This window comes from Streptomyces sp. NPDC057486 (genome assembly GCF_042802415.1).
Classification (GTDB): Bacteria; Actinomycetota; Actinomycetes; order Streptomycetales; family Streptomycetaceae; genus Streptomyces; species Streptomyces yanii.
In genome coordinates this window covers 29675-54270 of record NZ_JBHVEE010000012.1, presented here as the reverse complement: position 1 = coordinate 54270, position 24596 = coordinate 29675, and the positions used below count along the sequence as shown (strand labels likewise).

The 24596-nt window shown below is 70.3% G+C and carries 17 protein-coding genes, 1 tRNA gene and 1 pseudogene; 9 read left to right on the top strand and 10 right to left on the bottom strand.

Features of this window, described 5'->3' with window-relative positions; genetic code table 11:
• Positions 1–8: 8 nt before the first annotated feature.
• The 5 genes from ACFU6I_RS08840 to ACFU6I_RS08820 form a co-directional block, all read right to left on the bottom strand.
• Positions 9–887, bottom strand: a complete 879-nt coding sequence (locus ACFU6I_RS08840; protein WP_384363161.1) for a carbohydrate ABC transporter permease — start codon at positions 885–887, stop codon at positions 9–11.
• Positions 884–1882: a carbohydrate ABC transporter permease gene (locus tag ACFU6I_RS08835; RefSeq protein WP_384363159.1), complete on the bottom strand. Its 999-nt coding sequence runs from the start codon at positions 1880–1882 to the stop codon at positions 884–886. Before ACFU6I_RS08835 ends, ACFU6I_RS08840 begins: the two co-directional genes overlap by 4 nt.
• A 45-nt stretch (positions 1883–1927) precedes the next feature.
• Entirely contained in the window at positions 1928–3286 is a 1359-nt protein-coding gene (locus ACFU6I_RS08830; protein WP_384363157.1) for an extracellular solute-binding protein, read from the bottom strand.
• A 102-nt stretch (positions 3287–3388) separates the two neighbouring features.
• Positions 3389–4555: a substrate-binding domain-containing protein gene (locus tag ACFU6I_RS08825; protein ID WP_384363155.1), complete on the bottom strand. Its 1167-nt coding sequence runs from the start codon at positions 4553–4555 to the stop codon at positions 3389–3391.
• A gap of 350 nt (positions 4556–4905) precedes the next feature.
• Positions 4906–7842, bottom strand: coding sequence for an alpha-L-fucosidase (locus ACFU6I_RS08820; RefSeq protein WP_384363153.1), 2937 nt, complete (start codon positions 7840–7842; stop codon positions 4906–4908).
• A 254-nt stretch (positions 7843–8096) separates the two neighbouring features.
• On the opposite strand from ACFU6I_RS08820, the gene ACFU6I_RS08815 reads away from it, so the two are divergent.
• Positions 8097–8864, top strand: coding sequence for a sulfite exporter TauE/SafE family protein (locus tag ACFU6I_RS08815; protein ID WP_384363151.1), 768 nt, complete (start codon positions 8097–8099; stop codon positions 8862–8864).
• Positions 8865–8948: 84 nt separating this feature from the next.
• Here ACFU6I_RS08815 and ACFU6I_RS08810 read toward each other — a convergent pair whose 3' ends face one another.
• Complete coding sequence (locus ACFU6I_RS08810; RefSeq protein WP_384363149.1) at positions 8949–10478, bottom strand: amino acid permease; 1530 nt, start codon at positions 10476–10478, stop codon at positions 8949–8951.
• A gap of 70 nt (positions 10479–10548) precedes the next feature.
• Complete coding sequence (locus ACFU6I_RS08805) at positions 10549–11556, bottom strand: hypothetical protein (RefSeq protein WP_384363147.1); 1008 nt, start codon at positions 11554–11556, stop codon at positions 10549–10551.
• Positions 11557–11945: 389 nt separating this feature from the next.
• Between ACFU6I_RS08805 and ACFU6I_RS08800 the strand changes: the two genes are divergently transcribed.
• The 3 genes from ACFU6I_RS08800 to ACFU6I_RS08790 are packed head-to-tail and all read left to right on the top strand — an operon-like array spanning position 11946 to position 16041.
• On the top strand, positions 11946–13379 hold the full coding sequence (locus tag ACFU6I_RS08800; protein ID WP_384363145.1) for an FGGY family carbohydrate kinase: 1434 nt from the start codon (positions 11946–11948) through the stop codon (positions 13377–13379).
• Positions 13376–14800, top strand: a complete 1425-nt coding sequence (locus ACFU6I_RS08795) for an FAD-dependent oxidoreductase (protein WP_384363143.1) — start codon at positions 13376–13378, stop codon at positions 14798–14800. The genes ACFU6I_RS08800 and ACFU6I_RS08795 overlap by 4 nt, the downstream gene beginning before the upstream one ends.
• Positions 14797–16041 (top strand): FAD-dependent oxidoreductase, encoded by a 1245-nt coding sequence (locus ACFU6I_RS08790; RefSeq protein ID WP_384363141.1) that lies wholly within the window; start codon positions 14797–14799, stop codon positions 16039–16041. The genes ACFU6I_RS08795 and ACFU6I_RS08790 overlap by 4 nt, the downstream gene beginning before the upstream one ends.
• A 12-nt stretch (positions 16042–16053) precedes the next feature.
• Here ACFU6I_RS08790 and ACFU6I_RS08785 read toward each other — a convergent pair whose 3' ends face one another.
• Positions 16054–16434: a hypothetical protein gene (locus tag ACFU6I_RS08785; RefSeq protein ID WP_384363139.1), complete on the bottom strand. Its 381-nt coding sequence runs from the start codon at positions 16432–16434 to the stop codon at positions 16054–16056.
• A gap of 81 nt (positions 16435–16515) precedes the next feature.
• Positions 16516–17010 carry a DUF309 domain-containing protein gene (locus ACFU6I_RS08780; RefSeq protein ID WP_384363137.1) on the bottom strand — a complete coding sequence of 165 codons (495 nt, stop codon included), beginning with the start codon at positions 17008–17010 and terminating at the stop codon, positions 16516–16518.
• A 107-nt stretch (positions 17011–17117) separates the two neighbouring features.
• Here ACFU6I_RS08780 and ACFU6I_RS08775 point away from each other — a divergent pair, with 107 nt between their 5' ends.
• Complete coding sequence (locus tag ACFU6I_RS08775; protein ID WP_384363135.1) at positions 17118–19742, top strand: ATP-binding protein; 2625 nt, start codon at positions 17118–17120, stop codon at positions 19740–19742.
• Between the two features lie 50 nt (positions 19743–19792).
• Positions 19793–19866 (top strand) — tRNA-Pro (locus ACFU6I_RS08770).
• 567 nt (positions 19867–20433) lie between these two features.
• Here ACFU6I_RS08770 and ACFU6I_RS08765 read toward each other — a convergent pair.
• Positions 20434–21282 carry a hypothetical protein gene (locus tag ACFU6I_RS08765; RefSeq protein ID WP_384363133.1) on the bottom strand — a complete coding sequence of 283 codons (849 nt, stop codon included), beginning with the start codon at positions 21280–21282 and terminating at the stop codon, positions 20434–20436.
• A 169-nt stretch (positions 21283–21451) separates the two neighbouring features.
• Here ACFU6I_RS08765 and ACFU6I_RS08760 point away from each other — a divergent pair.
• The 3 genes and pseudogenes from ACFU6I_RS08760 to ACFU6I_RS08750 form a co-directional block, all read left to right on the top strand.
• Positions 21452–21571 (top strand): annotated as a pseudogene (locus tag ACFU6I_RS08760) (oxidoreductase); the annotation flags it as partial.
• Between the two features lie 816 nt (positions 21572–22387).
• Entirely contained in the window at positions 22388–23899 is a 1512-nt protein-coding gene (locus ACFU6I_RS08755; RefSeq protein ID WP_384363131.1) for an APC family permease, read from the top strand.
• The gene (locus ACFU6I_RS08750; RefSeq protein WP_384363129.1) at positions 23896–24336 is read left to right on the top strand and encodes a heme-binding protein; all 441 of its coding nucleotides are present in this window, start codon (positions 23896–23898) and stop codon (positions 24334–24336) included. The genes ACFU6I_RS08755 and ACFU6I_RS08750 overlap by 4 nt, the downstream gene beginning before the upstream one ends.
• The last annotated feature ends 260 nt before the right edge of the window (positions 24337–24596 follow it).

Below are 24596 nucleotides of genomic sequence, written 5' to 3'. Positions count from 1 at the left end.
TTGGCCCGCTACTTGACGGAGCCCGCGGTGAGCCCCGACTTCCAGAACCGCTGGAGCAGGGCGAAGGCGAGAATCAGCGGCAGGATCGCGAGCAGCGAGCCCATGATCACGACGGGGTAGTACTCGGGGGAGACGGTGGCGGAGCTGTTCCAGGTGTAGAGCCCCAGACTGACCGGATACAGGTCCTGGTCCGAGAGCATCACCATCGGCAGGAAGAAGTTGTTCCAGATGGCGGTGAGCTGGAAGAGGAAGACGGTGACGAGGCCGGGCCCCAGCATCCGCAGCGCGACCCGGAAGTAGGTGGTCAGCTCGCCGGCGCCGTCGACCCGGGCCGCTTCGAGAACCTCGTCGGGGACGTATCCCTGACTGAATATCCGGCCGAGGTACACGCCGAACGGGTTGAAGAGCACCGGGATGAAAACCGACCAGAAGGTGTTCACCAGCCCCGTGCCGGACGCCATCAGATACAGCGGCAGGGCCAGCACGGTCTGCGGCACCATGACGGCGGCGAGGACCAGCCCGAACAGCTTCTCCTTGTGCGCGAAACGGTACTTGTCGAAGGCGTAGCCGCAGGCGATGCTCACCAGGGCGCCGAGAGCGGCGCCGAGGACCGCGTACAGGAGGCTGTTGCCGTACCACCGCCCGTACAGCCCCCCGTCCATCGCGAACAGGTCCTTGAGGTTCTGCACGAAGGAGAAGTGATTCAGCGACAGGACGTCACTGCCGGACAGGGCGTCCCGGTCCTTCGACGCTGCCAGCACCAGCCACAGCACCGGCAGCAGCGTGTACAGCACCGAGACGCCCACGACGAGATTGACGACGGAGCGGCCAAGAAGCCGGGGACGCAGCGTGGTGGCGGTGCGGGTGGTGGTGCTCGTCGCGCTCATCGGGCGTCCTCCTCGGGGGCGGTGGCGCGGTTGGTCCAGCGGGTGACGCCGTAGGAGAGCGCGACGGTGCAGATCAGCAGGACGACGGAGGCGGCGGCTGCCAGGCCGTAGTTGTTCCGGGTGAAGGCAGCGTCGTAGATGTACATGCTGGGTGAGAAACGCGAGTTGATCATCGGGCTGGCCTGGCTGAGCAGCATCGGCTCGGTGAACAGCTGAAGCGCGAAGATCAGCGTGAACATCGCCACCATCACGATGGACGGGCGCACCAGTGGCGTCTTGACCTGGAGGGCGGTACGGACCGGTCCGGCGCCGTCGACGACCGATGCCTCGATCACCTCGCGCGGCACGGCCTGCAGAGCGGCGTAGAAGACCACCATGTTGTAGCCGAGATTGCTCCACAGGGCGATGTTCACGATGGACGGCAGGACGGTGTGCAGTCCGAGGAAGTCGATGGTGATGTCGGCCTTGCCGAGCAGGTCGATCACCGGGCTGAGCCCGGGCGTGTACAGGTACAGCCAGATGAGGGCGGCGATGATGCCGGGGACGGCGTGCGGCAGGAACAGCCCGAGCTGGGCCGATGCACGCAGCCGCACCACTCCGGAGTCCAGCAGCAGTGCCAGCGCGAGGGCGGACACCACCATCAGCGGGATGTAGATCACGCAGTACAGCGCCACCGTGCCCAGGCTGCTGAGGAACGTCGGGTCGGTCAGCACGGCCGTGTAGCTGCGCAGTCCGACGAAGACGGTGTGCTCCGGCCCGAAGCCGAGCCCTGGCTGGTCGTCGCTGAAGAAGCTCAGCCAGACGGCCGTCCCGACGGGGATCAGGAAGACCGTCACCAGGAGGAGGAAGAAGGGCGTCATCAGGGCGCCGCATGCGCCGAGTTCACGGCGCCGCGACGACCTGTGGGTGGTGCGTGCGGGCGCCGCGGACGACGGGGCGTCGGCCGGGCGCGTGGAGCCGATCGAGGAGGGGGCGGTGGTGAGGGGGCTGGTCATGGGTGTCACCTGCCTCTCTGCTGCTGGGAAGGGGATACGGGGCGGTCAGCTGGTGCGCTCGGTGGTGGACAGGCCCAGTGCCCTGAGGTCCGGCATGGTGCCCTTCTGGGCGGCGCGTACGGCATCGATCAATGAGCCCTGACCGCCGCTCGCCCGCGCGAAGCCGTCCTGCATCACCTTGCTGGTGGCGGTCATCCGAGGCCCCCAGATCCAGCCGTCCCGGATCTTGTGCGCCTCCTCCTCGAAGACGCGGTAGATGTCCTGACCGCTGTAGTAGCTCCGGTCGAAGGCCCTGCGGCCGACGGGCACGAGGCCGGGGGCGGCCGGATACTGGCTGCTGGTGCCGCTGGAGAGCCGGGCCCGCAGCGCATCCGGGTGCGACACCTGCCATTCGATGAACTCCATCGCGGCCTCCGGGTGACTGCTGTCCTTCGTCACCGCGAAGGTGGAGCCGCCATGGGTGCCGAGGGACGGTGCGGCCGGATCCCACTGGGGGAGTGGCGCGACGGCCCATGCGCCCTTCTGCGCGGGCCGGGCGTTCATCTGCGCCCCGGCGTCCCACGCTCCGCTGAGCCGGACGAGGACCTGGCCGTTGCTGATCTGGGCGTCGCTCTGGCGGCCGTCCACGGGGTTCATGAAGACCAGGTCCTGGTCGATGAGCCGTTGCCAGTACGACGCGACGCGACGGCTCGGCTCATCGGCGAGCGAGACGTTCCAGGCACCCCCCGCGGTGTCGAACCACTGGGCACCGGCCTGCCAGGCGAACGAGGCGAACTGGGGGGCGCCGTCCGTGGCGAAGTTCGCCAGCCGCCGGCCCCTGCCCTTCCGGCGTACGGTACGGGCCGCCTCCTCGAACTCGTCCCAGGTGCGCGGCACGTGGAGTCCGTACTGCTGGAAGAGGTCGGTGCGGTAGTGCATCACCATCGGTTCGACATCCAGCGGAACGCTGAAGATGCGCTTCTCGAACGTGGTCAGCGCGAGCGCCTGCGGCAGCATCTCGGCGCGCAGCCCGTCGCTCATCAGACCGGTGATCTCACGAGCGACACCATCGATCGCGAAGCCGGGGAGCTGGGGGTACTCGATCGTGGCGACGTCCGGGGCGTTGCCCGCCCGCGCCGCGTTGCTGAGTTTCGCGTACCCGCCCTGGCCCCCCGAGGGGACCTGCTGGAAGTCGACCTGGATGCGGTCGTGGGTGCGGTTGAACGCGTCCACGACCTGCTGGCTTCCGCGCAGAGCGGACCAGAAGGTGATGTGCGTGGCGCGCTTCGCGCCGGTGCTGACGGCGTTGCTCGTGCTGCCCGACCGCGATGCGCCGTCGCTGCTGCTGCAGGCGCTGAGCGCGCCTGTCAGAGGCAGGGCGGCGATCGTGGCGAGCACGGATCGACGGCTCTGTCGACCGGGCATGGGTGCCTCCCGCGGCTCCTGATTCAAGACACGGGGAATCCTGATCGGCTGATCGGTACGGGTCAATAGATCGCTCAGAAGAAAATGAAAGCGGTCAAACGCTCAGTCTTCTACAGGGGTGACCCGCAGGGCGGAACCACGCACCTTCAGCGTGGGCAGCAGCTCCGTACGGCGCACCGGTCCGGTGGTACCGGCGGGCCCGGTCAGCCGGTACAGCAGCAGTTCGGCCGCCGCCCGCCCGATCTCCGCCTTCGGCGGCGCCACCGCGGTCAGCGGCGTACTGCCCAGGGCCGCGACCACGTCGTCGTACGCCACCACGGAGCAGTCCCGCGGCACCTGGACCCCGCTCTCCGCCATCCGCTGCACCAGCATCAGCGCGTCCACATCGCCGTGCAGCACGGCTGCCGTGGCGCCCCGCTCGCGCAGCAGGGCGGCGAGATCCGGGGCGGTGCCCTCGGCCGGTGCCGGAGCGTCCTGGACCCGGAGCGCCGCGCTCGGCGACCCGGGCCCGGGACCGGGCACCGCCGTCGGTGAACTGAGCACCACGGACCAGTCCTCCACCTCCGGCCGGTCCGCCGCGATCCCGGCGAACGCCGCCCGGATGGTGCGCGCCGTCGGACTGTCGTCACGGGCGGCCAGGACGATGCGGCGGTGGCCCAGCGCCACCAGATGGTCCACGGCGAGATGCGTCCCGTACCAGTGATCGGAACAGACCGAGTCCAGGGCGTGCAGGGCACTGCCCGGCCGGGGCCGCCGCTCCATCAGCACGGTCGGCACGCCCACCTCCGCCAGCCAGCCGTAGTCCAGCTCCTCCGAGCGGGCGTTGCGCCACCGCGGGGCGATCAGCAGTCCACGGGCCCCGTCCGCCAGGGCCCGCTCCACCAGCGGTCGTTCGGCACCGGCCGACTGCGGCGCGATGTGCAGGGCGATCCGCATCCCGGACTCCTCCAGCACGGTCCGGGCGCCGTGCAGCGTCTCGTACAGATACGAATGCCGTTCCGGTACGACGATGGCCACCGCGCCCGCGTCGCCGGCCGGCTCCGCGGTCCGCGCCGCCGGGACCGGGACGGGTTCCGCCGCGTCGACCACAGGCCGGGCCACCCCGTGCCCGCGCCGCAGCCTCCCGGCCCGGGTCAGCTCCTCGACGTCCCGGCGGATCGTGACCACCGAGACATCCAGCTCGGCGGCGAGCACGCTGACCTTGACGGCGCCTCGCGACTGCACCACCGACAGGATTCGCTGACGCCTCAGTTCAACCGGCTCCCGCATGCTGATGGCCCCCTCGCCGTACCGCTGCGCATTGTTCGTTTGAACGCTTCCTGCGAACGCTTGGGTGGCAGCATAGCGATCACCCCCGCGCTGTCCACGGCCGATCATCTCCGTTCCGTACGCGCCGACGGCCCCGCGACATCGTTGCGAGCCCTGCTCGACGCCACCCACCGTCAGCGAACTCGAGACCGATCGGAAAGGAGGCGGAGCCCGGAGACCGAGAAGGTTCTGGTCCGCGGCGACGGAGGGGCACTCGTGCCCCTCCCGGCGCCACGTCCGCCCCGGCCCGGGACGGACATGCCTCAGGGGCCGTTGAGGAACGGCCCCTGAGGTGAACCCGCCCAGCGCCCCTACGGCTGTCCCAGCGACAACCGGTCGAGGTCGGGCGCGGACTTCCGGTCGTTGTAGACCCTGATCGTGTGGGACCCCGCGGTGAGCGTCACCGGTACGGAGGTCGTCTGCGGGGTGCTGTTCCCGATCCCGCTCACCGCCGCCTCGACCGGCGCACCGCCGTCGACGCTCACCAGGAACGATCGGTCCCCGTTCACCGTGTAGTCGATGAACAGCGGATACGTCCCCGCCCGGTCCACGGTGACATCGGGGAACAGGACATCGGCCGCCGCACTGCCTCCGATGTTGCGTACCTTCTCCCCGCCGGAGCAGGGCGAGCAACCGGTGAGCCCGGCGGTGCCGAGCCTGTTCCGCGAGTCCTCGGCCTCGCGCATGAACACCCGGTCCGCCGGGCGCGGCCGGATGCCGACGTTCTGCGTCACCGTGTGCGGGGTACCGAGCGTCAGGAACTCCGCGGTGACCGGCACCGTCGTCGGGGTGACGTCCGCACCGGGAGGCGAGAGCAGCGTCCACTGCGCCTTCAGCGTCTGGCCGAGCCGCAGCGACGACGCCGTCGCCGGGCCGCCCTCGACCGTCCAGCCCGCGGGCGCCCTCGGGGCGAGCCGAACACCGTCGAGCACATCATCCGCGTCCAGCCGAAGTTCCGCCGTCACCTGGACGGACCGCTGCCCGGCGCCGACCCACTGCAGCCCGTGGGGCTCCACCGTCATGGTCGTCTTCGGGGCGTACGACGCCGGTGGCAGCGGTCCGACGGCGATCCGGTCGAGACCCGGGCCCCGGGGCGCCGTGCTGAACACCTCGACCGTGTTCGCCCCGGCGGTCAGGGGCACGGAGACCGCCGTGGACCCCGGCACGTCCGGGTTGCCCGCCGGCACCGGCACGTTGATCGCCGCCGCGCCGTTGACGCGTACGGACAGCGAGGCCGCGGCACCGGCTGTGTGGTCGAACTGGAGCCGGTAGTTGCCGGCTTCGGCGGCTGTCACGTCGTGGAAGGTGACGGAGTTACGGGATCCGCCGCCGAATCCGACCAGCCGCGCCGACCCCGAGCAGGCCCCGCACGCGGACGCCCGCACAGCGCCGTCCCGGTCATTGCGCCGTGACTCCGCCTCCAGCGGCACCTGCGCCGAGCCCGACACCGGCGCCCCGTACGCCACCTTGATCTCGTCGATCCTCAGTCGGCCGAAGAAGTCCGGCGCCTGCGGGCTGGCCCAGGTGTTGCGGACATCGAGCTTCAGATAGCGGGCCTTCTGCTCACCGATGTCGATGAGCTGCACTCCGCGAGCGCTCGGCAGAGCGCCGGCCCGGACCGTCCTCCAGTGCCTGCCGTCGTCGCTCGCCGAGACCGCGTAGTCCTTGATCCGCGCCGAGTCCTCCGGCCTGCCGAAGGTCGACCGTGCGTGCGTCGGCGACCACTCGCGCTGGTTCACCGCGAGCGAGGTCGCCCTCCGGAGGCTTCCGAGGTCGATGGTCACGGAGGCGGGAAGCTTCCCGTCGCTGTCCCAGTAGTTTCCGTCGCTTCCGTCGACGACCGCCCCGCCGGGGTGCCCGTCGGCCGCCGACGAGGCAGTGGCCCGTAGGGACTTCTGCGGGTAGTAGGAGTGCTGCCGGCCGTCCGTCTCGACCTTGAACACCGTGTCGTACGGATCCCAGTCGGCGATGTCGAGGATGGTCAGGTAACCCCCGGACTGGCTGAAGGCCATGTCCTTGCCGGTGCGCACATCGGTCACCCGGGTCGCCCGGTAGCCGTTGTCGCGCAGCCGGACCATGTCGGTTCGGGGCCGGGTCACCACATGCACGTACTGCGTCACCGCGCCCGGCCCGACGGTGATGACGCCGTGCGCACCGTCGTTCCAGAAGCCGGGCTGCATCCCGCCGTACATGTAGCCGCCGCCCTCGGTGCCCTCCAGCGAGGACCGGATCGGGGCGGTCCACCCGGCCATGAAGTCGTTGTAGGCCTGCTGGCTCGGCGGGAACCTGCCGTTCACCATGGCCGTCTCCGCCATCAGCGACTTCATGGACGAGCCCGCGTTGGTGATGTACCGGCCGGTGCTCAGGCGGAAGTCCACCGGGTGGTCCTTGCCGTCGTACCACCAGTCGCCGCTCGTCGGCAGCTTGTAGTCGCCTTCCGAGATGCGCGGCATCGGTGTGAAGGCGGCCGACGGGTAGTCGTACGCCGGAGTCATGCCGGTCTTCTGCTCATTGCTGACCGTGTCCATGATCGGCGTGTCCTCATTGTTGTTGGTCAACAACCAGGACGGCCGCTTCGCCCGGATCTGCTCGTAGAGCTCGTGGCTCTCCCAGTACTCGTTGTCGTTGTCGATCCAGAACCCGGCCAGATCCGGGTAGTTCTCCATCACCTCGAAGAACTGGTCGTAGCTGAACCGGCCGAACCCCTCGCGGGTCGTCAGATCGACCTTCTCGCCCTTGTACGCCGAGTAGGCGTCCGAGTCGAGGGTCCGCACCCCCGCCACCTCGTTGTGCCACTGCGGATCGTCGGTCATGTACAGCATGACCTTGATGCCCTTGGCCTTGCCCGCGTTCACGAGTTCGCCGAGGAAGTCGCGGTCCGTGGAGCAGCTGCCGGGGATCTTCGATGGCCAGGGGCGGGCGTAGCCGAGCCTGCTGTGGAAGGTGGCCAGGACGATGTAGGAGGCACCGAGCTTGCGTGCCTCGTCGACCCAGTAGTCGGGGGACCAGCCGCCCGCGGTGACGTCGTGCTCCCACGTCGCGCAGTCGGTGTGGCGGGGCGCGGTGAACATGCCCCAGTGGAGGAACAGGCCGGCGGTGGACTCCCTCATCCACTGCTGGCGCGGATGCTGGACCTCGGCGGTGGCGGCGGGCGCGCCGAGAAGCGCCGCTGATACGGCGAGGACCAGGGAGAGACAGAACAGCCGCCATCTCTGCCCTACGGATGAGCTGTGCGGTACGAATGCCATGGCCGTCGCTCTCTCGCTGGGGGCCGATGCGCGTGGAGGCAGGGGAGCCACTCACGAAGACATCCGATGCTTGCAATGCTGATATCCGGGGTCAACCCTTCAGGCGGGCAACTGGGCGGTAAATAAAGGCAATTGATGCAAGCCTCGTGCGTGTGCGGAGCCAACACATCGGATGAGTCGGTGCAAAGGCGGACGTTGAGCGGAGGGGCGGGCTGGCGGTTCGGAAGTGCGTGCGATTAGCATCTGCACCTGGCATGGACACCCTCACACTCTGGCAACTGGCGGCGCTGGCCGCGGCATCCACGCTCGTCGGCTTCTCCAAGACGGCCGTCAGCGGTGCCAATACGATCAGTCTCGCGGTCTTCGCGGCCGTACTCCCGGCCCGCGAGTCCACCGGAGTTCTGCTCCCGATCCTCATCGCGGGCGATGCGCTCGCGGTCTTCACCTACCGCAGGCACGCCCACTGGCCGACGCTGCTGCGGCTGTTCCCCGCCGTCGCCGTGGGCGTGGTGATGGGCACCGTCTTCATGATGTGGGCCGACGACGACGCCGTGAGGACCTCGATCGGCGCGATCCTGCTCTTCATGGCGGGCGTCACCATCTGGCGGCGCCGCACCGGGGCCGACAACAAGGTGGCTCCGGACGAGGCCGGCGGCCTGTCCGGGGCAGGCAGGCTCAAGGCCCGTTCGTACGGGGTGCTCGGCGGTTTCACCACCATGGTCGCCAACGCGGGCGGCCCGGTGATGTCGCTCTACCTGCTGTCCGCGGGCTTCCGGAAGCTCGGATTCCTCGGCACATCGGCGTGGTTCTTCCTGATCGTCAACACCTCCAAGGTGCCGTTCAGTGTGGGCCTCGGCCTCATCGACGCGCAGTCGTTGCTGCTGGACGCGGCCATGCTTCTGTTCGTCGTCCCGGGCGCGTACATCGGCCGGAAGTGTGTGGATCGGATCAACCAGAAGCTTTTCGAGCGACTGGTGCTCGGTGCGACCGTGCTCGGCGGACTCCAGCTGCTGCTGCGCTGACCGCATCCCATGGAATGACGGACCCCTCCCGGACCGGACGGTCCAGGAGGGGTCGAGGAGAAAGGGAGCGCGGAAGCCGTCGTGTCAGACGATGTCCGCGGCGATCTCCGCCTGTTCGCGGGCGTTCCCGTACGCCGACGGCGTGCTGTAGGAACGGCGTGCGACGAACCACCAGATGGTGGCCAGGACCAGTACGGCGACGAGTGCGACCGACGCGTAGTTCATCGAGTCGATGGTCACCGGCGACGACTGCGGAAGCAGGAACAGTACGGTCACGATGGCCACCCACACCACGGCGATCCAGCCGATCGGCTTGGACCAGCGGCCCAGGTGCCAGGGTCCCTGCTCGAAGCGGTTTCCGGCGCGCAGCTTCAGGAAGATCGGGATCGCGTAGGCGGGCGTGATGCCGATGACGTTGATCGCGGTCACCGCACCGTAGGCGGTGGCCGAGTACAGCGACGGCAGCGCCAGCAGTCCGGCGACGGCGACCGACAGCCACACGGCGGGTACGGGCGTCTGGGTGCGGGCGCTCACCTTGCGCCACAGCGCCGAACCCGGCAGGGCGTTGTCGCGGCTGAACGCGAACACCATCCGGCTGGCGGCGGCGACCTCGGCGTTGCCGCAGAACAGCTGGGCGGCGATCACGATCAGCAGCATGGCGGTGGCGCCCGAGGTGCCGAGCGCGTCGATCAGGATCTGGGCCGGAGGCACACCGGTGGCGCTCTCCTGGGTGCCCACGTAGTCCTGGATCGCGAACGTCAGACCGGCGAGCAGTACGAAACCGGCGATCCAGGAGACCCAGATCGCGCGGACGATGCCGCGTGCCGCCGACACCGAGGCGTTCGAGGTCTCCTCCGACAGATGGGCGGAGGCGTCGTAGCCGCAGAAGGTGTACTGCGCCAGCAGCAGGCCGATCGCCGCCACATAGAGCGGGTTCTCCCAGCCCGTGTCATTGACGAACTCGGTGAAGACGAACGACGGCGACTGGTGGTGGGAGGGCACGATCGCCAGCACGCTGACGATCACGGCGACGCCGGCCAGGTGCCACCACACGCTGATCGAGTTGAGCACGCTGACCAGACGGACACCGAAGAGGTTCAGCACGGCGTGCAGCAGCAGAATGCAGAGGAAAATGATCATGGTCTTGCCGGGGGTGGGGGTGAAGCCCCACTGCAGGTTCATCAGCGCGCCGGTGAACAGCGCGGCGCCGTAGTCGATACCCGCGATCGCGCCGAGCAGACCGAGCAGGTTCAGCCAGCCCGTGTACCAGCCCCACTTGCGGCCGCCGAGCCGGTCCGCCATGTAGTACAGCGCCCCGGACGTCGGGTACGCGCTGGTGACCTCGGCGAGCGCCATGCCGACGCAGAGGACGAACAGGCCGACACCGGCCCAGCCCCACAGCATCACCGACGGGCCGCCGGCCGACATGCCGAAGCCGTACAGGGTCATGCAGCCGGACAGGATCGAAATGACGGAGAAGCTGATGGCGAAGTTGCCGAAGCCGCCCATGCGACGGGCCAGCACCGGCTGGTAACCGAGTTCGCGCAGCCGCTGCTCCTCGTCCTTCTGGGGAGCGGCCTGCGCGCCCGGCTGGGTCGAGGTGGGTATGGACATGAGGGGAGACCTCCGTGAAAGGGAAGCAATCGGGGACGGTTTGTCGCATGTGGGGGGAAGCGTGCCGGGGTCAGTCGTGCTGTCCCCGGCGCGGTTCTGGTGCCGCGGCGAGACAGCGGGTCCGGGCGCGCAGGTACACGTCCTCGGCGCCCGAAGGGTCGCGGGGGTCGGGGGCGCGATAGGCCCAGGGCAGGGTGGTGAAGTACGGGCCGAGCGCCCGGAACACCGGTGCCGCGTCGGCGAATTGCAGGGCGCCCCACAGGGAGTGGGCGAGATGATTGACGTCGAGCAGGGAGTGCCTGGCCGGATCTGTGCGGTGGAACCAGAGATGCAGGGCCCGTTCGGCATCCCGCTCGGCGTCCTCGGTGACCCAGTGGAGATCCAGCGCCTTCTCATGACCGCGCTCACGGCGGTACCGCTCGACCCGCACGTACAGCGGGAGAGCGTGGAGCGCGGATCCCTCAGGAGCCGAAGAGGCCGCCCACTGTGCGAAGTTGACCGCCTCGGAGAGGGTTCCGCCGGCCTTTCGCGCGTACACGAACTGGAGCATCCGGTGGTAGGCCTCGCGGTTGTAGGGATCGCGCCGGTCGGCCTCCGCCAGCAGCCCCCACGGGCCGGGGAAGAGCATGGGGCCCGGCGGATGCAGCCGGTGCTCCTGCAGTTCCTGCCGCTCGTCCAACTGCGACAGGGCCAGCAGGCACACCCAGGGCACCGGGTCGGCGGGGGTGGCGTGGGCGGCCGACCTGCAGGCTTCCCAGGCCTCCTGCCACAACTCCTGCGCCCGGTGATGCCCCTCGCGGTGGGCGCGTACGGCGCGCTCGACCACGACCCGTGCGTGCATCACGGCAGCCGCGACACTCCGGGGTTCCTCGGACAGCCAGGCCTGCACCGCGTCGGAGCCTGCGGCGACCGCGCCGAGCACCTGGGTGCGCTGGGTCCACAGTGTCCAGTCCGGTGTGCTTTCCAGCAGATTCCGCATGGATACCCAGCGGCCGGTGCGCAGATCCTGTAATGCCGCACGCAAGTCGTTGTCGTGTCCGGCCGGGTGATAGACCGGTCGGAAATCACTGGTCGCCATGGACTCCCCCCGCCCCCGTGCACGGCAGCGAATCCGCGCATAAGCGGACGTCCCGGCACGTGCGATGCAGGCGCCCGCGGCATGGTCTCGGTCTCATCAATCCTCAAGGGCGTGGGGGGTGAAGTAGCTGTTGAAAACCGAACTGCCGGAAAGCGTCCGATTGTTGGTTCGGCGGTGAGTGTAGAGCGCGTTCTGCCGATCTCTTGACCGATTCGCGGATCTTACTCAAGTCACCTGAGATGGAAGGATGTTGACCATCATTTGGCCATTCCGCAAGGTGTGGAATGCGGGAGCTTGACGTACGCGGTGGTCTGCACCAGTCTGTGCGTCAGCGACCGTTGATCACGATTCCGTTCAAGCCGTAGAGCTTCCGCACAGCAGGAGTGTCGATGACAGGCCCCGTGCTCGCCGTCGACCAGGGCACGTCCGGCACCAAGGCGCTGGTGATCTGCCCGGAACGCGGCGTGATCGGTTCCGGTGCGGCCCAGGTGCGGCCTCGGTACGAGCCCGGAGGAGTGGTCGAGGTCGATCCCGCCGAGCTGTTCGGATCGGTCGTCGAAGCCGGACGGCAGGCGGTGCACGAGGCGGGTGAACCGGTGGTCGCCGTCGGGCTCGCGAACCAGGGCGAGACGGTGCTCGCCTGGGACCCGGCAACCGGAAAGCCGCTCACCGACGCAATCGTCTGGCAGGACCGCCGGGCCGAATCGGTCTGCAGTGAACTCGCCGGACACGAGGACGAGTTGAGGCAACTCACCGGGCTGCCGCTCGACCCGTACTTCGCCGCACCGAAGATGGCCTGGATCCGCCGCGAGCTGACCCGCGAGGGTGTCGTCACCACCAGCGACTCCTGGCTGGTCCACCGGCTGACCGGGGCGTTCGTCACGGATGCGGCGACCGCCGGCCGTACCCAGCTGCTCGACCTCGACCGGGTCGGCTGGTCACCCGAGGCTCTGGACATCTTCGGCCTCTCCGGCGAACGGCTCCCGTCCGTCGTCGACGCCGCCGGCCCGGTCGGCACCACGACGGTGTTCGGCGGCGAACTCCCCCTGACCGGACTGCTCGTCGACCAACAGGCCGCCCTGCTCGCCCAGGGCGCCCTGCAGGCCGGCACCGCCAAATGCACCTATGGCACCGGCGCCTTCCTCCTCGCCCAGACCGGGCCCACGCCCCGCCGCGGCTCCACCGGACTGGTCAGCTGTGTCGCCTGGCGGCTCGGCGGCCGTACCAGCTACTGCCTCGACGGACAGGTCTACACCGCCGCCTCCGCCGTCCGCTGGCTCACCGATCTCGGAGTGATCTCCGGTGCCGCTGAGCTCGACCCCGTCGGCACGGGCGTCCCCGACTCCGGCGGTGTCACGTTCGTACCGGCGCTCGCCGGGCTCGCCGCACCGTGGTGGCGCAGCGATCTGCGCGGCTCGGTGACGGGACTCGGACTGGACACCACCGCCGGCCACCTGGTGCGGGCCCTGTGCGAGGGCATCGCCGCCCAGGTCGTCGAACTCGCCGACGCCGTCGCCACCGACCTCGGCGGACCGCTGACCTCGCTCCGTGTGGACGGCGGTCTGACCCGCTCCGCGCTCCTCATGCAGACCCAGGCCGACCTGCTGCAACGACCGGTCGAGGTGTCCGCACTGCCGGACGTCACCGCACTCGGGGCCGGGGTCGTCGCCCGCCTCGGCATCGACCCGAAACTACCGCTCCAACAGGCCCTACCCGCATGGGAACCGGCTGCCGTGTACGAACCCCGGATCGGCGCGGACGAGGCCGCCGAACGCCTCGCCCGATTCCGCGCCGCGGTGAAGACCCTGCTGGACCGCGCATGACGCCGACGGTCACCACGGCCGAAGACCCGGTCCACAGCCTGCCCGACGGCGGCGCGGCGTACGACGTCACCGTCATCGGCGCAGGCGTCGTCGGCACCGCCCTCGCCCGTGAGCTGGCCCGCTACCCGATCCGTACCGCCCTCGTCGACGGGTCCGACGACATCGGCAACGGCACGTCGAAGGCCAACACCGCCATCCTGCACACCGGTTTCGACGCCGTCCCCGGCTCACTGGAAGCCCGTCTCGTACGCGAAGGGCAGCGCAGGCTCGCCGCGTACGCGGCCGCGACCGGCATCCCGGTCGAGCGCGTCGGCGCGCTCCTCGTCGCCTGGGACGAGGAGCAACTCGCCGCACTCCCCGGCCTGCTGGCCAAGGCGGAGCGAAACGACTATCACGCTGCGCGGATCATCGACGCCGACGAACTGCGGGCCCGCGAACCCCATCTGGGCCCCGGCGCGCTCGGGGCGCTGGAGATCCCGGACGAGAGCATCATCTGCCCCTGGACGACCCCCCTCGCGTACGCCACCCAGGCCGTCCGCGCCGGAGTCCATCTGCACCTCGACTGCCGCGTCCAGCAGATCGACAGCGGTCCGGACATCCACACCCTCACCACCACCCGCGGACCGCTGCGCACCCGCTACCTCATCAATGCCGCCGGACTGTACGCAGACGAACTCGACCGGCAACTGGGCCACGACGCCTTCACCGTCACCCCGCGCCGCGGCCAGCTCATCGTCTTCGACAAGCTCGCCCGCGCACTGGTCGACCACATCCTGCTGCCCGTGCCCACCCGGGCGGGCAAGGGCGTCCTGGTGGCACCGACGGTCTTCGGCAACGTCCTGCTCGGACCCACCGCCGAGGAACTGGACGACAAGACCGCCACGGGATCCAGCGCCGAAGGGCTCGCCCTTCTGCGCGAGAAGGGCCGGCGGATCCTGCCCGAACTGATCGACGAGGAAGTGACCGCCGTCTACGCCGGACTGCGCGCCGCCACCGGTCACGAGGACTACCGCATCCAGGACTACCCCGACCAGCGGTACATCGCCGTCGGCGGCATCCGGTCCACCGGCCTGACCGCCTCCATGGCCATCGCCGCGTACGTCACCGAACTGCTGGCCGCCGCCGGCCTCGGTCTCGGCACACCGGCCGAACTGGAGCCCCTGACCATGCCCAACCTGGGCGAGGCATCTCCCCGCCCCTACCGGCGCGCCGACCTGATCGCCCGGGACCCGGCCTACGGCACCCTCGTCTGCCACTGCGAAGGCGTCTCCGCGGGCGAGATCCGGGACGCGCTGGCCAGCACGGTCCCGCCGAGGTCGAAGGACGGACTGCGCCGCCGGACCCGGGCCGGCGGCGGGCGCTGCCAGGGGTTCTACTGCGGGGCCGCGGTCCGCGCCCTGATCGAGGAGGCCACGCCATGACCCGGCGCGAGCGAACCGTCGATGTGCTGGTCGTCGGCGCCGGACCGGCCGGCCTCGGCGCCGGGGCCGAACTCGCCGCATCCGGCGCGGGCCACGTCGAGATCCTGGAGCGTGAACAGGTCGCGGGCGGCATCCCACGCCACTGCTTCCACGGCGGATTCGGGACCGGTCGCGCCGGGGGAGCGGTGACCGGCCCCGGGTACGCCCGGCAGTGCGTGGCCGCCGCGGTAGGGGCGGGAGCCCGTCTCCGTACCGGAATCACCGTCACCGGCTGGGCCGGACCACGCACCGTCGACACCACCGGACCCACCGGACTCGAACGCATCACCGCCCGCGCGGTCGTCCTCGCCACCGGCGCCCGCGAACGGCCGCGCAGCGCCCGGCTCGTCCCCGGCAGCCGCCCGCCCGGCGTCTACTCCACCGGCGAACTCCAGCAGGCCGTCCATCTCTTCGGCCAGCGGATCGGCACACGGGCGGTCGTCATCGGCAACGAACCCGTCAGCCACGCGGCCGCCGACACCCTGCGCGTGGCCGGAGTCGACGTGGTCGCCCTGGTCACCGACCAGCCACCGTCCCTGCCGACCACCCTCGCCCCGCTTCTCGTGCGGGCGCGGCATCGCCCACCGCTCCTTACCCATGCCACCGTCACCGGGCTCACCGGCCGGGAACGGCTCACTGGAGTCGGCCTGCGCCACCACGACGGCCGGACCACGACCCTGCCCTGCGACACCGTCGTCTTCACCGGGGACTGGATCCCCGACCACGAGCTGGCCCGCCGCGGCGCACTGGCCCTGGACCCCGGGACCCGCGGACCCGCGTACGACGCCTCTTACCGCACCTCCGAGACCGGTGTCTTCGCCGTCGGCAATCTGCTGCATGCGGTGGAGAGGGCGGGCACGGCGGCAGCCGAGGGACGGGCCGTGGCGGCCCCGGTCCTGCGTCGGCTGGCGACGGGGGACTGGCCCGCCGAGCGTCCCGCACTCGCCGTCGATGCCCCGCTGAAGTGGATCGCACCGAACCTGTTCGACCCCGACGGCGCCCGGCCGCTCCACGGCCGTTTCATCCTGCGCACCGCCCGTCGACTGTCCCGACCGCACCTCGTCGTCGGCCAGGACGGACGCGTGCTCCACCGGCAGCGGCTGCTGCTGCCCGCCGAACCGAACCGGCCGTTCCGGCTGCGCGCAGACTGGCTCGATCGCGTCGATCCGCACGGCGGAACCGTGCGGATCACAGCAGTCTGAACCGGCCGGACGTCAGGGGATCAGCAGCCAGTCCGAACCGATCGCCGCCACCAGGCCGACGGCCAGCAGCCAACTTCCCAACCGGGTACGACCGTTACGGCTGAGCTCGATGACGATCCCGCACAGGATCAGCGCCAGCCCGTACACCCCGACGACCAGAACGGACGACCGGCTCGCGATCCGCAGCGCCAGCACGACCGCCATCGCCGCCATGCCGACCGAGGAGAGCACGATCCGCAACCGTCTGGCCTGACGTGGCGTCAATCTGCGGTCCCCGGCCACCGCCTCCTCGACCTCGGCGTCGGCCTCGACGTCGGTCTCTGTGCCGTTCGTGTCGCTGTCGAGGGCGGCTATCGGGGTGTCCACGGACTGGTCCTGGTCAGAAGTGCTCATGACGCGGGATGGTAATAGTTTCGCGGCGCCGTGTTCACCGCTCCGTGCGACGGTTGCCGAAATCGAACGTCGCCATCCGGCTCATCCGCCCTCCCGTCGCAGCCGGGGCGCCTCCTCGGCCGCGTCCACCGTTCGCCCCCCACCCGTCTCCACCCGCCCGGCCAGCTCCTGCGCCCAGCCGGTCAGCGCATCGATTTCGATCCCGTGCGCCGACGCGTTCCCGTACGCCGAGAGGGCCGCCGCGCCCCGCCGCAACAGCCGTGCCCCACCCGTCGCATTGCCGCGCGCCGCATGCGTCAGCCCCACCGCCAGCTGTGCGAGCCCGCGCCACAACTCCCGTTCCGCATCCGGGCCCGACTTCCACGCGTCCTCGAACACCTCGTGCGCGTGGAACGGCATCCCCGCGTCCAGCAGCCGCTGCGCCTCCAGCAGCGTCTCCTCGGGGGAGCGCACCACCCCCTCCGGCTGCCGCTCCACCCCGGGCGCCCCGTACGGCAGGGGGCGCCCCAGCCCGTCACGGGGGCGCGCACTGCGCGCCCGGCCCTCGGCGTCGCGGTCCCTGCGAGTCTCGTCCACCCGTCGATTGTGCCCCGCACCTGCGGCGAACTGTCGGAACCACTGTCCGCGGGCCTTCGCGCACGACTAGGCTCGGCAGTAATCCGCAACACTAGGGGAGGGTAGGCATGAAGCCGTCCCGGCCGCTGTACGAGCGTGAACCGGAACTCGCTGCCGCCGCACAGGCCGTGGATGCCCTCTGCGGCGCCCAGGTAGCCGGGGGGCTGCTGATCTTCAGTGGTGAGGCAGGCATCGGCAAGACAGCTCTGCTCACCGAGATCCGGACCATGGCCGCGGATCGGTGCACAATCTGGTCCGCACGGGGCGGCGAGACGGTCACATCCGTCCCGTTCCACGTCGTACGCCAACTCCTGCAGCCCGCACTCGACCAGTTCGCGCCCGACGAGGTACGCGGTCTGTTCGGCGCCTGGTTCGAGGTCGCCGCACCCGCCCTCGGACTCGCCGCGCCCAGCGGCCCGCAGCCCGACCCGCAGGGTGTGCGCGACGGACTCGACCACGTCGTGTCGCGCCTCGCCTCCCGGCTGAGCCACCGTCCGCTGCTGCTGATCATCGACGACGCGCACTGGGCGGACGGCGAATCCCTCGCCTGGCTCGCCTCGTTCACCGCGCGCGTCGGCGAACTGCCCGTCCTCGTCGTCCAGACGCACCGTCCGGAGGAACTGGAGGCGCGGACGGGGGACGGCGGCAGCCACCCCGCCCAGGTCCGGGTCGCACTCCGTGCCCTCACGCCCGACGCCACAGCGGAACTGGTCCGGGCCACTCTCGGCGACCACGCCGACGACCCGTTCTGCCGCGAGGTGTGGGCCGTCACCGGTGGCAACCCGTACGAGGCGGTCGAACTCGTCGCCAAGGTGCAGGACCGCGAACTGGTTCCCCTGGAGGAGTCGGCCGGACTGCTGCGCGAACTCGGCGCCTCGGCCCGCGGCAGCGGACTCGTCGACCGGCTCGAACGGCTCGGCACCAACGCCAACCGGTTCGCCTGGGCCGCCGCCGTTCTCGGCACCGACATCTCCCAGGACCTCGCCGCCACCCTCGCCGGAATGAGTCCCGCCGAGGCCGCCGACTGCACCGCGCGGCTGCGCGACGCCCGTATCGTCAGCGGTTTCGACCCGCTGGAGTTCGTCCACCCGCTGATCGCCACCGCCGTGTACCGCTCCATCCCGCCGGCCACCCGCACTGCCATGCACGGCCGCGCCGCCTGGGCGATCACCCGCGCCGGACTCGGCGCCGCCGCTGCCTCCCGCCACCTCCTCGAAGTCCACCCGGACGACGACCAGGAACTGGTCGAGCAGCTCCGTGAGGCGGCCGGACAGCATCTCGCGGTCGGTGCCCCCGAAGCCGCCCGCCGCTGCCTGGAACGCGCCCTGCAGGAACCGCCGCGCCACCAGGTGCGGGCCACGCTGCTGTACGAGCTGGGCTGCGCGACACTCCTCAGCTCCCCGCCCACCACCGTGCAGCATCTGCGGGCCGCCCTCGATCTGCCCGGACTCGCCGACGAGGTGCGCGTCGACGCCACCTTCCGGCTCGCCGCAGCCCTGTCCCACAACAACCAGCTGAAGGAAGCGGCACTGGCTCTGGCCGCCGAGACCGGGCGCACCGCCCCCGGACCGGGCCGGATGCGACTCCAGGCCGCGCACTTCATGTGGGAGGGCATGCAGGCCGCCGAGGACGACGGCCCCGGCCGCTCCCGCAGACTCGCCCGCAACGCCGACCACCTCACCGGCCGCGACAACGCCGAACGCGCCCTGCTCACGCTGCGCGCCTTCGACGCCATGCTCCGGGGCGAGGACTGCCAGCTCGTCGTCGATCTCTGCGAACGCGCCCTGGTCGACGGGCGTCCGGCCCGCGGACTCGGGTGGACCGACACCGAATGGGGCTTCGAGTTCCCCACCACGGTGGGGATCACCTATGCCTTCACCGACCAGCTCGACCGGGCCGAGGCACTGTTCAGCGAGGCTGTCCGCGCCTTCGAGATCTCCGGCTGGAGCGGCGCGCACCTCGCCTTCGCCCACACCCTCCTCGGCCTCGTCCACCGCCGTCGCGGCAGGCTGGCCGAGGCGGAGGGCTTCCTGCGAGAAGGGCTGCGTCTCGCCGACCGCGTGGGCAGCGGCCTTCCCGTCCACTGGGACGCCGCCTGCCTGCTCATCGACACACTGCTGGCCCGGGGCCGGGTCACCGAGGCCCGCACGATAGCTGACCGGTACAACTTCGGGATGCCCTATCCCAGCGCGATGGTCCTCCCGGACGCACCGTGCGTCCGCGGTCGCCTCCTGCTCGCCGAAGGTCGTACGAAGGAGGCCGTGGCCGAACTCGAAGCAGCCGGCCAGGCTCTTGAACCGCGCGGCCGGTTCAACGGCATCTGGGCGCCATGGGCGGGCGACCTCGCCCGTGCCCTGGCCGACGACGACCCGGGCCGTGCAGCCCAGCTCGCCACCTCGGCCCGGGTGCACGCCGAACGCTTCGGCACGAACACCGCGATCGGCGAGGCCCTGCGCTGTGTTGCCCTGTTCGCCCGCCCCGAGGACGCCCACCATCTGCTGGCCGACGCGGTCCGGCACCTGGAGGCGTCCCCGTCCGCGTACGAACACGCCCTGGCCCGTGTCGACTACGGCATCGCCATCCGCTCCCCGCGCGAGCTCGCCCGAGCCCAGAAACTGGCCACGGCGTGCGGTGCCGAAGAGCTCGCGACCCGCGCCCATCAGGCACGGACGTCAATCAGGCCCGCGGAGTGAGGTAATGTTTGTCCTGCGAGGCCAGCCGGGAACACCGGGCGGAATCGCATCGGGACGTGGCGCAGCTTGGTAGCGCACTTGACTGGGGGTCAAGGGGTCGCAGGTTCAAATCCTGTCGTCCCGACGGTTCGAACGTATCGAACGTCGCAGGTGGGGGGCCGTTTTTAGAACGGCCCTTTTTCTGTTCCGGGTTCGCTCCCTGGGAGCGATGGGAGGGAGTGCGCTTCCTCCCGGTCCCCTTAACGGATTGGGCTCACTCGGGCCGCTGTCCACATATTCGATTCCTTGCCCACGCGTTCCAATTCGTGTCCGTTTTGTGACCGCTGGCTCCCCGTCGTTCGGGGGTCCTATGGGTAGGGGCTTGCGCTCTCGGTGCAGGTCACACTCGCTGTCGGTGGGAGCGGGGTCGGGAGCGGCGTCCTCATAACCGGAACCGACGGTATGGGACCATACGAAAGCTTGGCCCCATGTCCGATTTCCAGGACCCCATATGTTGGATTCCTGTCCGTGCTGTTGCGCGGGCCATCGAGAAGTTGAACGCGGTTGGGAGACGCTGCGTAGGTGGGGCGACGTTGGGGACCGGGCCTCGCGGCAACGGTGGGCCGGATCGCGTCGGCCATCGGAGGCCGGTTTCTCATGCGGGCCAAAATGGCGGCTACAAGGACGAGTTGACGCCTGGCACTCCAGCCGGTCAGCCGGTGCGCACTGCCGTGACCGTGAAGCGTTCGACCTCGGCGATGTGCCCGCCGGTGGACGCGACAACCGTGAGCACCGGGTCGGCGGCGCCGAAGAACGACACAGGCTCTTTCCAGGGCCGGTCGTTGCCACCTGCCGGGATGCAGCAGGCGGTGCCCAGCGGCGCCGCGGACGACGGCTGGCGCACTTGCACGCGGATGTTCTCGTCCACGCCGGTGATCCGCCCGCCGGTCAGCAGCGGGGAGCGCGCGATCGATCCATATCCGGGCGTGGTCAGGGAGAACCTCGTGTCGTTGGTGCCCACGACCTCCCACGGGGCGTCCGGGTCGGTGCCGTACCGCACGAGGTGGATGACCGCCGCGGTGCCCGTGACGCCATCGGGCCTGCTCAGTCCGACGCCGATGCGGGCATCCCGGCCGCTGACGGTGTGCGCGGAGATGCGGCCGATGCCCTGGAAGCCCAGAAAGCCCTGGGTGAAGGAAAGGGCGGTCCGGTCGGGGTCGAGATGCCAGGGCTGGTGGCCGCCGGAGTGGAAGTCACGCTCCCATGCCCGGGCTTCGGAGAGCGTGGTGAACGGCCACATCGGCTGGAGGCGCGCAGAGCCGAGCGGCGGCGCGCCGTCGCCGGGCGCCGGTGTGGTCGGCGCCTGCGTGCCCGACGGGGTGATCACCGAGGGGCCCGACGGGACGGGAACGGTGGCCGACCACGGCGGCGAAGACGTACCCGGTGCCGCGGACGGCGTTCGCGATGCGTGAGAGGGTCCGCCGGAACTCCCGCAGGCGGTGAGCGCCAGGCCGGTCGCGGCCGTTGCAGCGAAGAGTCGGAAGTGGAGCCGGACGTTCATGGGTGCCCCAGGAAACATATACCCACGGTCGATACAGTTTGTGGGACTATCCTGCCACTAGTCTGGTTCATGGGACAGTGTCCGGGGCCGGTTGTATCCCAATGGGCCGAGCGATCAGCATCGCATCGGAGCGTCGGCCGGCAACAACCGCCTTGCCTGCCGGGTCGCCGTGATCGCCGGTGCGTCCAGCGGCACCGGCGAGGGCACTGCGCTGCGTCTGGCCGAGCTCGGCGCCAAGGTCGCCCTCTTCGCCCGCCGCCGGCACCGCCTCGACGCCCTGGCCGCCAAGATCGAGAAGGCAGGTGGCACTGCCCTGGCGATCACCCTCGACGTCACTGACAAGACAGCGTCCATGCCGTCGCCGACCGCATCGCCGCGGAAGTCGGCACGGTCGACGTGGTCTTCAACAACGCCGGCGTCATGCTGCCCGCCCCGATGGAGGAGCTGCAGAAAGACCAGACCAGTGGCAGCACCGGATCGACCTCAACATTTCCGGCCTGCTGAACATCATCGGCGCCTTCACGCCGCAGTTGCTTCAGGGCGTTGGCGCGTTCAGTGACGCCGTGAATCCGGCGGATGAGGGCGTTGAACGCAACCTCATCCCAGGTGAGTTGGCCGCCCCGGGCTTCTTGACCGGCTGGCGGAAGCCGGGCCCGGCATTTCGTAACCGAGGTCGGTCAGGGGCACGGCGGTGTAGGCGCCATTGGCCGTCACATGGAGCCTCTGGGTGTGCGGAACGTGGAGCCGAGCCTCTGGGTGTGCGGAACGTGGTCTTCGCAGACCTGTTCCGACCAGGAGCTGTCACGCTGTCACCTCTGTCCGACGCCAGGTCACCAACCCGGCTCCGGGCGATCATCACCCACCTCAACCGTCACGTTGCCGAGAAAACTCACCGCACTTCTTACACAGTGACGCCTCGGTCGCAGGAGTGCCCCTCACTACCCTCATGCCATCTCCGATCCCCACGCTCCTCGCGGGTGTCGGAGCCCCCGCAGTGATGGCCCCCGTCCCCGCCCGTAACGCACGCACATGCGCACTCCCGCGCCCGCGCGCGACGATGCGCCGCCGTGCCTACCGGGTCACAACCCAGAAGGCGGTTTTGCCGATGACCGACAGCGCAGCAGCACCCGCGGCCTCGGCCTCATCCCCGGCCCCGCCCGACGCACCGACCGGCCTGAAACGGGGCGCCATCGGCCTCGGCGGTGCGGTGGTCATGTCGGCGGCGCTCATGGGCCCCGCCGTCTCGGTGTACTTCAACCCCCAGCTCGTGGCCGCCCAGGCCGGTGCAGCCACGCCCTTCGTCTTCGCACTCTCCATGGTGGCCTCGCTGATCGTCGCCAACGGGATCATGGAAATGGCCCGCGAACTGCCCAGCGCCGGCGCCTTCTACACGTATGTCTCCCGAGGAGTCGGCCCCCGAGCGGGCTTCGTCACCGGCGGCCTGATGTTCGTGGCGTACGCGCTGCTGGTGCCCGCCGAGCTGGCGCTGATGGGCTCCTACGCCCACGACGTGCTGAAGCAGCACGGGATCGACGTTCCCTGGGTGGCCGTCTCGCTGGTCGCCGCCGCAGCGATGACCCTGCTGTCGGTGCGCGGCATCGCCGGCTCCATCAAGACGGCGCTGATCATGTTCTCCGCCGAAGTCGCCGTCATCCTGGTGCTCAGCGTCGTGGTGCTGAGCAAGGGCGGCGCGCACGGTCTGAGCGCGGAGCCGTTCAATCCGGCGCGGTCGCTGCACGGCGTGAGCGGCATCGCGCTCGGCATGGTGTACGGCGTCCTGTCCTTCATCGGCTTCGAGGCCGCCGCCACCCTTGGCGAGGAGACCCGCAACCCGCGGCGCAACGTGCCACGCGGCCTGGGCTACTCCCTGATCCTGGTCGGGGCGATCTACATCTTCTGCACCTACGCCGAGACCATCGGCTTCGGCACCGGCGACGGTGACGTCGCCGAGCTGGCCGACGACCCCTCGCCGTTCGTCACCCTCGGCCAGACCTTCGCGCCCTGGCTGAACCTGCTCATCGGCCTGGCCGGCCTCTCGTCGATCTTCGCCGTCACGGTCAACTCCAACAACGGCATCGTGCGCATCCTCTTCGCGATGGGCCGCGAAGGCATGCTGCCCCGGCGGCTCGCCAGGGTCAGCCCGAAGCTGGGCACCCCGGTCACGACCGTACTCGTCCAGTCCGGCTTCGCCGTGGTGGTGACCCTGCTTCTCGGGCTGTGGGTGGGGCCGTTCAACACCTACGCCTACCTCGGCGCGATCCTCACGTTCGGCATCATCCCGGTGTACTGGCTGACCAACATCGCTTGCATGCGGTTCTTCCGCGCCCCGTCCCGGCGCTTCAACCCGCTGCGACACGGAGTTCTGCCGATGCTGGGCATCTTGCTCATGGTGATACCGGTGTACGGCTCGGTGTGGCCGGTGCCGGCCGCGCCGTACAACTGGTTCCCGTACGCGGTTCTCGCGTACATCGCAGTGCTCACCACCACGGCCTGGGTGCTCGGCCGGCGGCGTCCCGAACTGCTGTCACGCACGGGAGAGGTGCTGGCGGGGGCGGACGAGGACGAGGCCGCCGAGGCGACCGCGGCGGCCGTCACCACCAAGCAGGCCGGCGCGTGACCGGGGCGGCGGCCCCGCGGCGGGTGGTGGACCTCGCCACCGCGGGCGCGCTGTGCGACGCGGCGGTGGCGCGGGCCCGACGGCAGGGTGTGCTGGTGTCCGTAGCCGTGGTGGACGCGGGCGGCAACCTGGTGGCGTTCCAGCGCATGGACGGCGCGGAGATCGCCGGGACCGTCCTGGCCACGGACAAGGCGTACACCGCGGTCGCCAACAGCATCCCCACCCACGAGCTGGCCGCGCTCTCGGCACCCGGCGGGCCGCTCTACGGGCTGCAGGCCGCGGCCGGAGGCCGGTTCGTGGTCTTCGGCGGCGGGGTCCCGCTGCGCGAGGGCACGCACATCGTCGGCGCGGTGGGAGTCAGCGGCGCCTCCGACCCCGCTGACGACGTGGTGTGCGCCGAGGCCGCGGTGGCCAAGGCCTGGGAGGCCGAGGGCTGATCGCCCGGCCGATACCGGGTCGGGCCGGGTGGGACCGTACGGTTCCGCCCGGCCCAGCGGCGTGCCAGGGGGAGGAAGCACACCTGGCCGGCTGGCAGCAGGTTCGCCGACACCCTCGGTGGACGTGTCCACTTACCCTGACCGACCTCGGTTACGACATGAGGGTGAGTCCGGCATCGACGGCGGCGCGGTCGAGTTCGAGGCCCTTTGCGAAGGAGAGCAGGTGGGGGCAGATCGGCGGCGCGAACCGTGGTGATCCA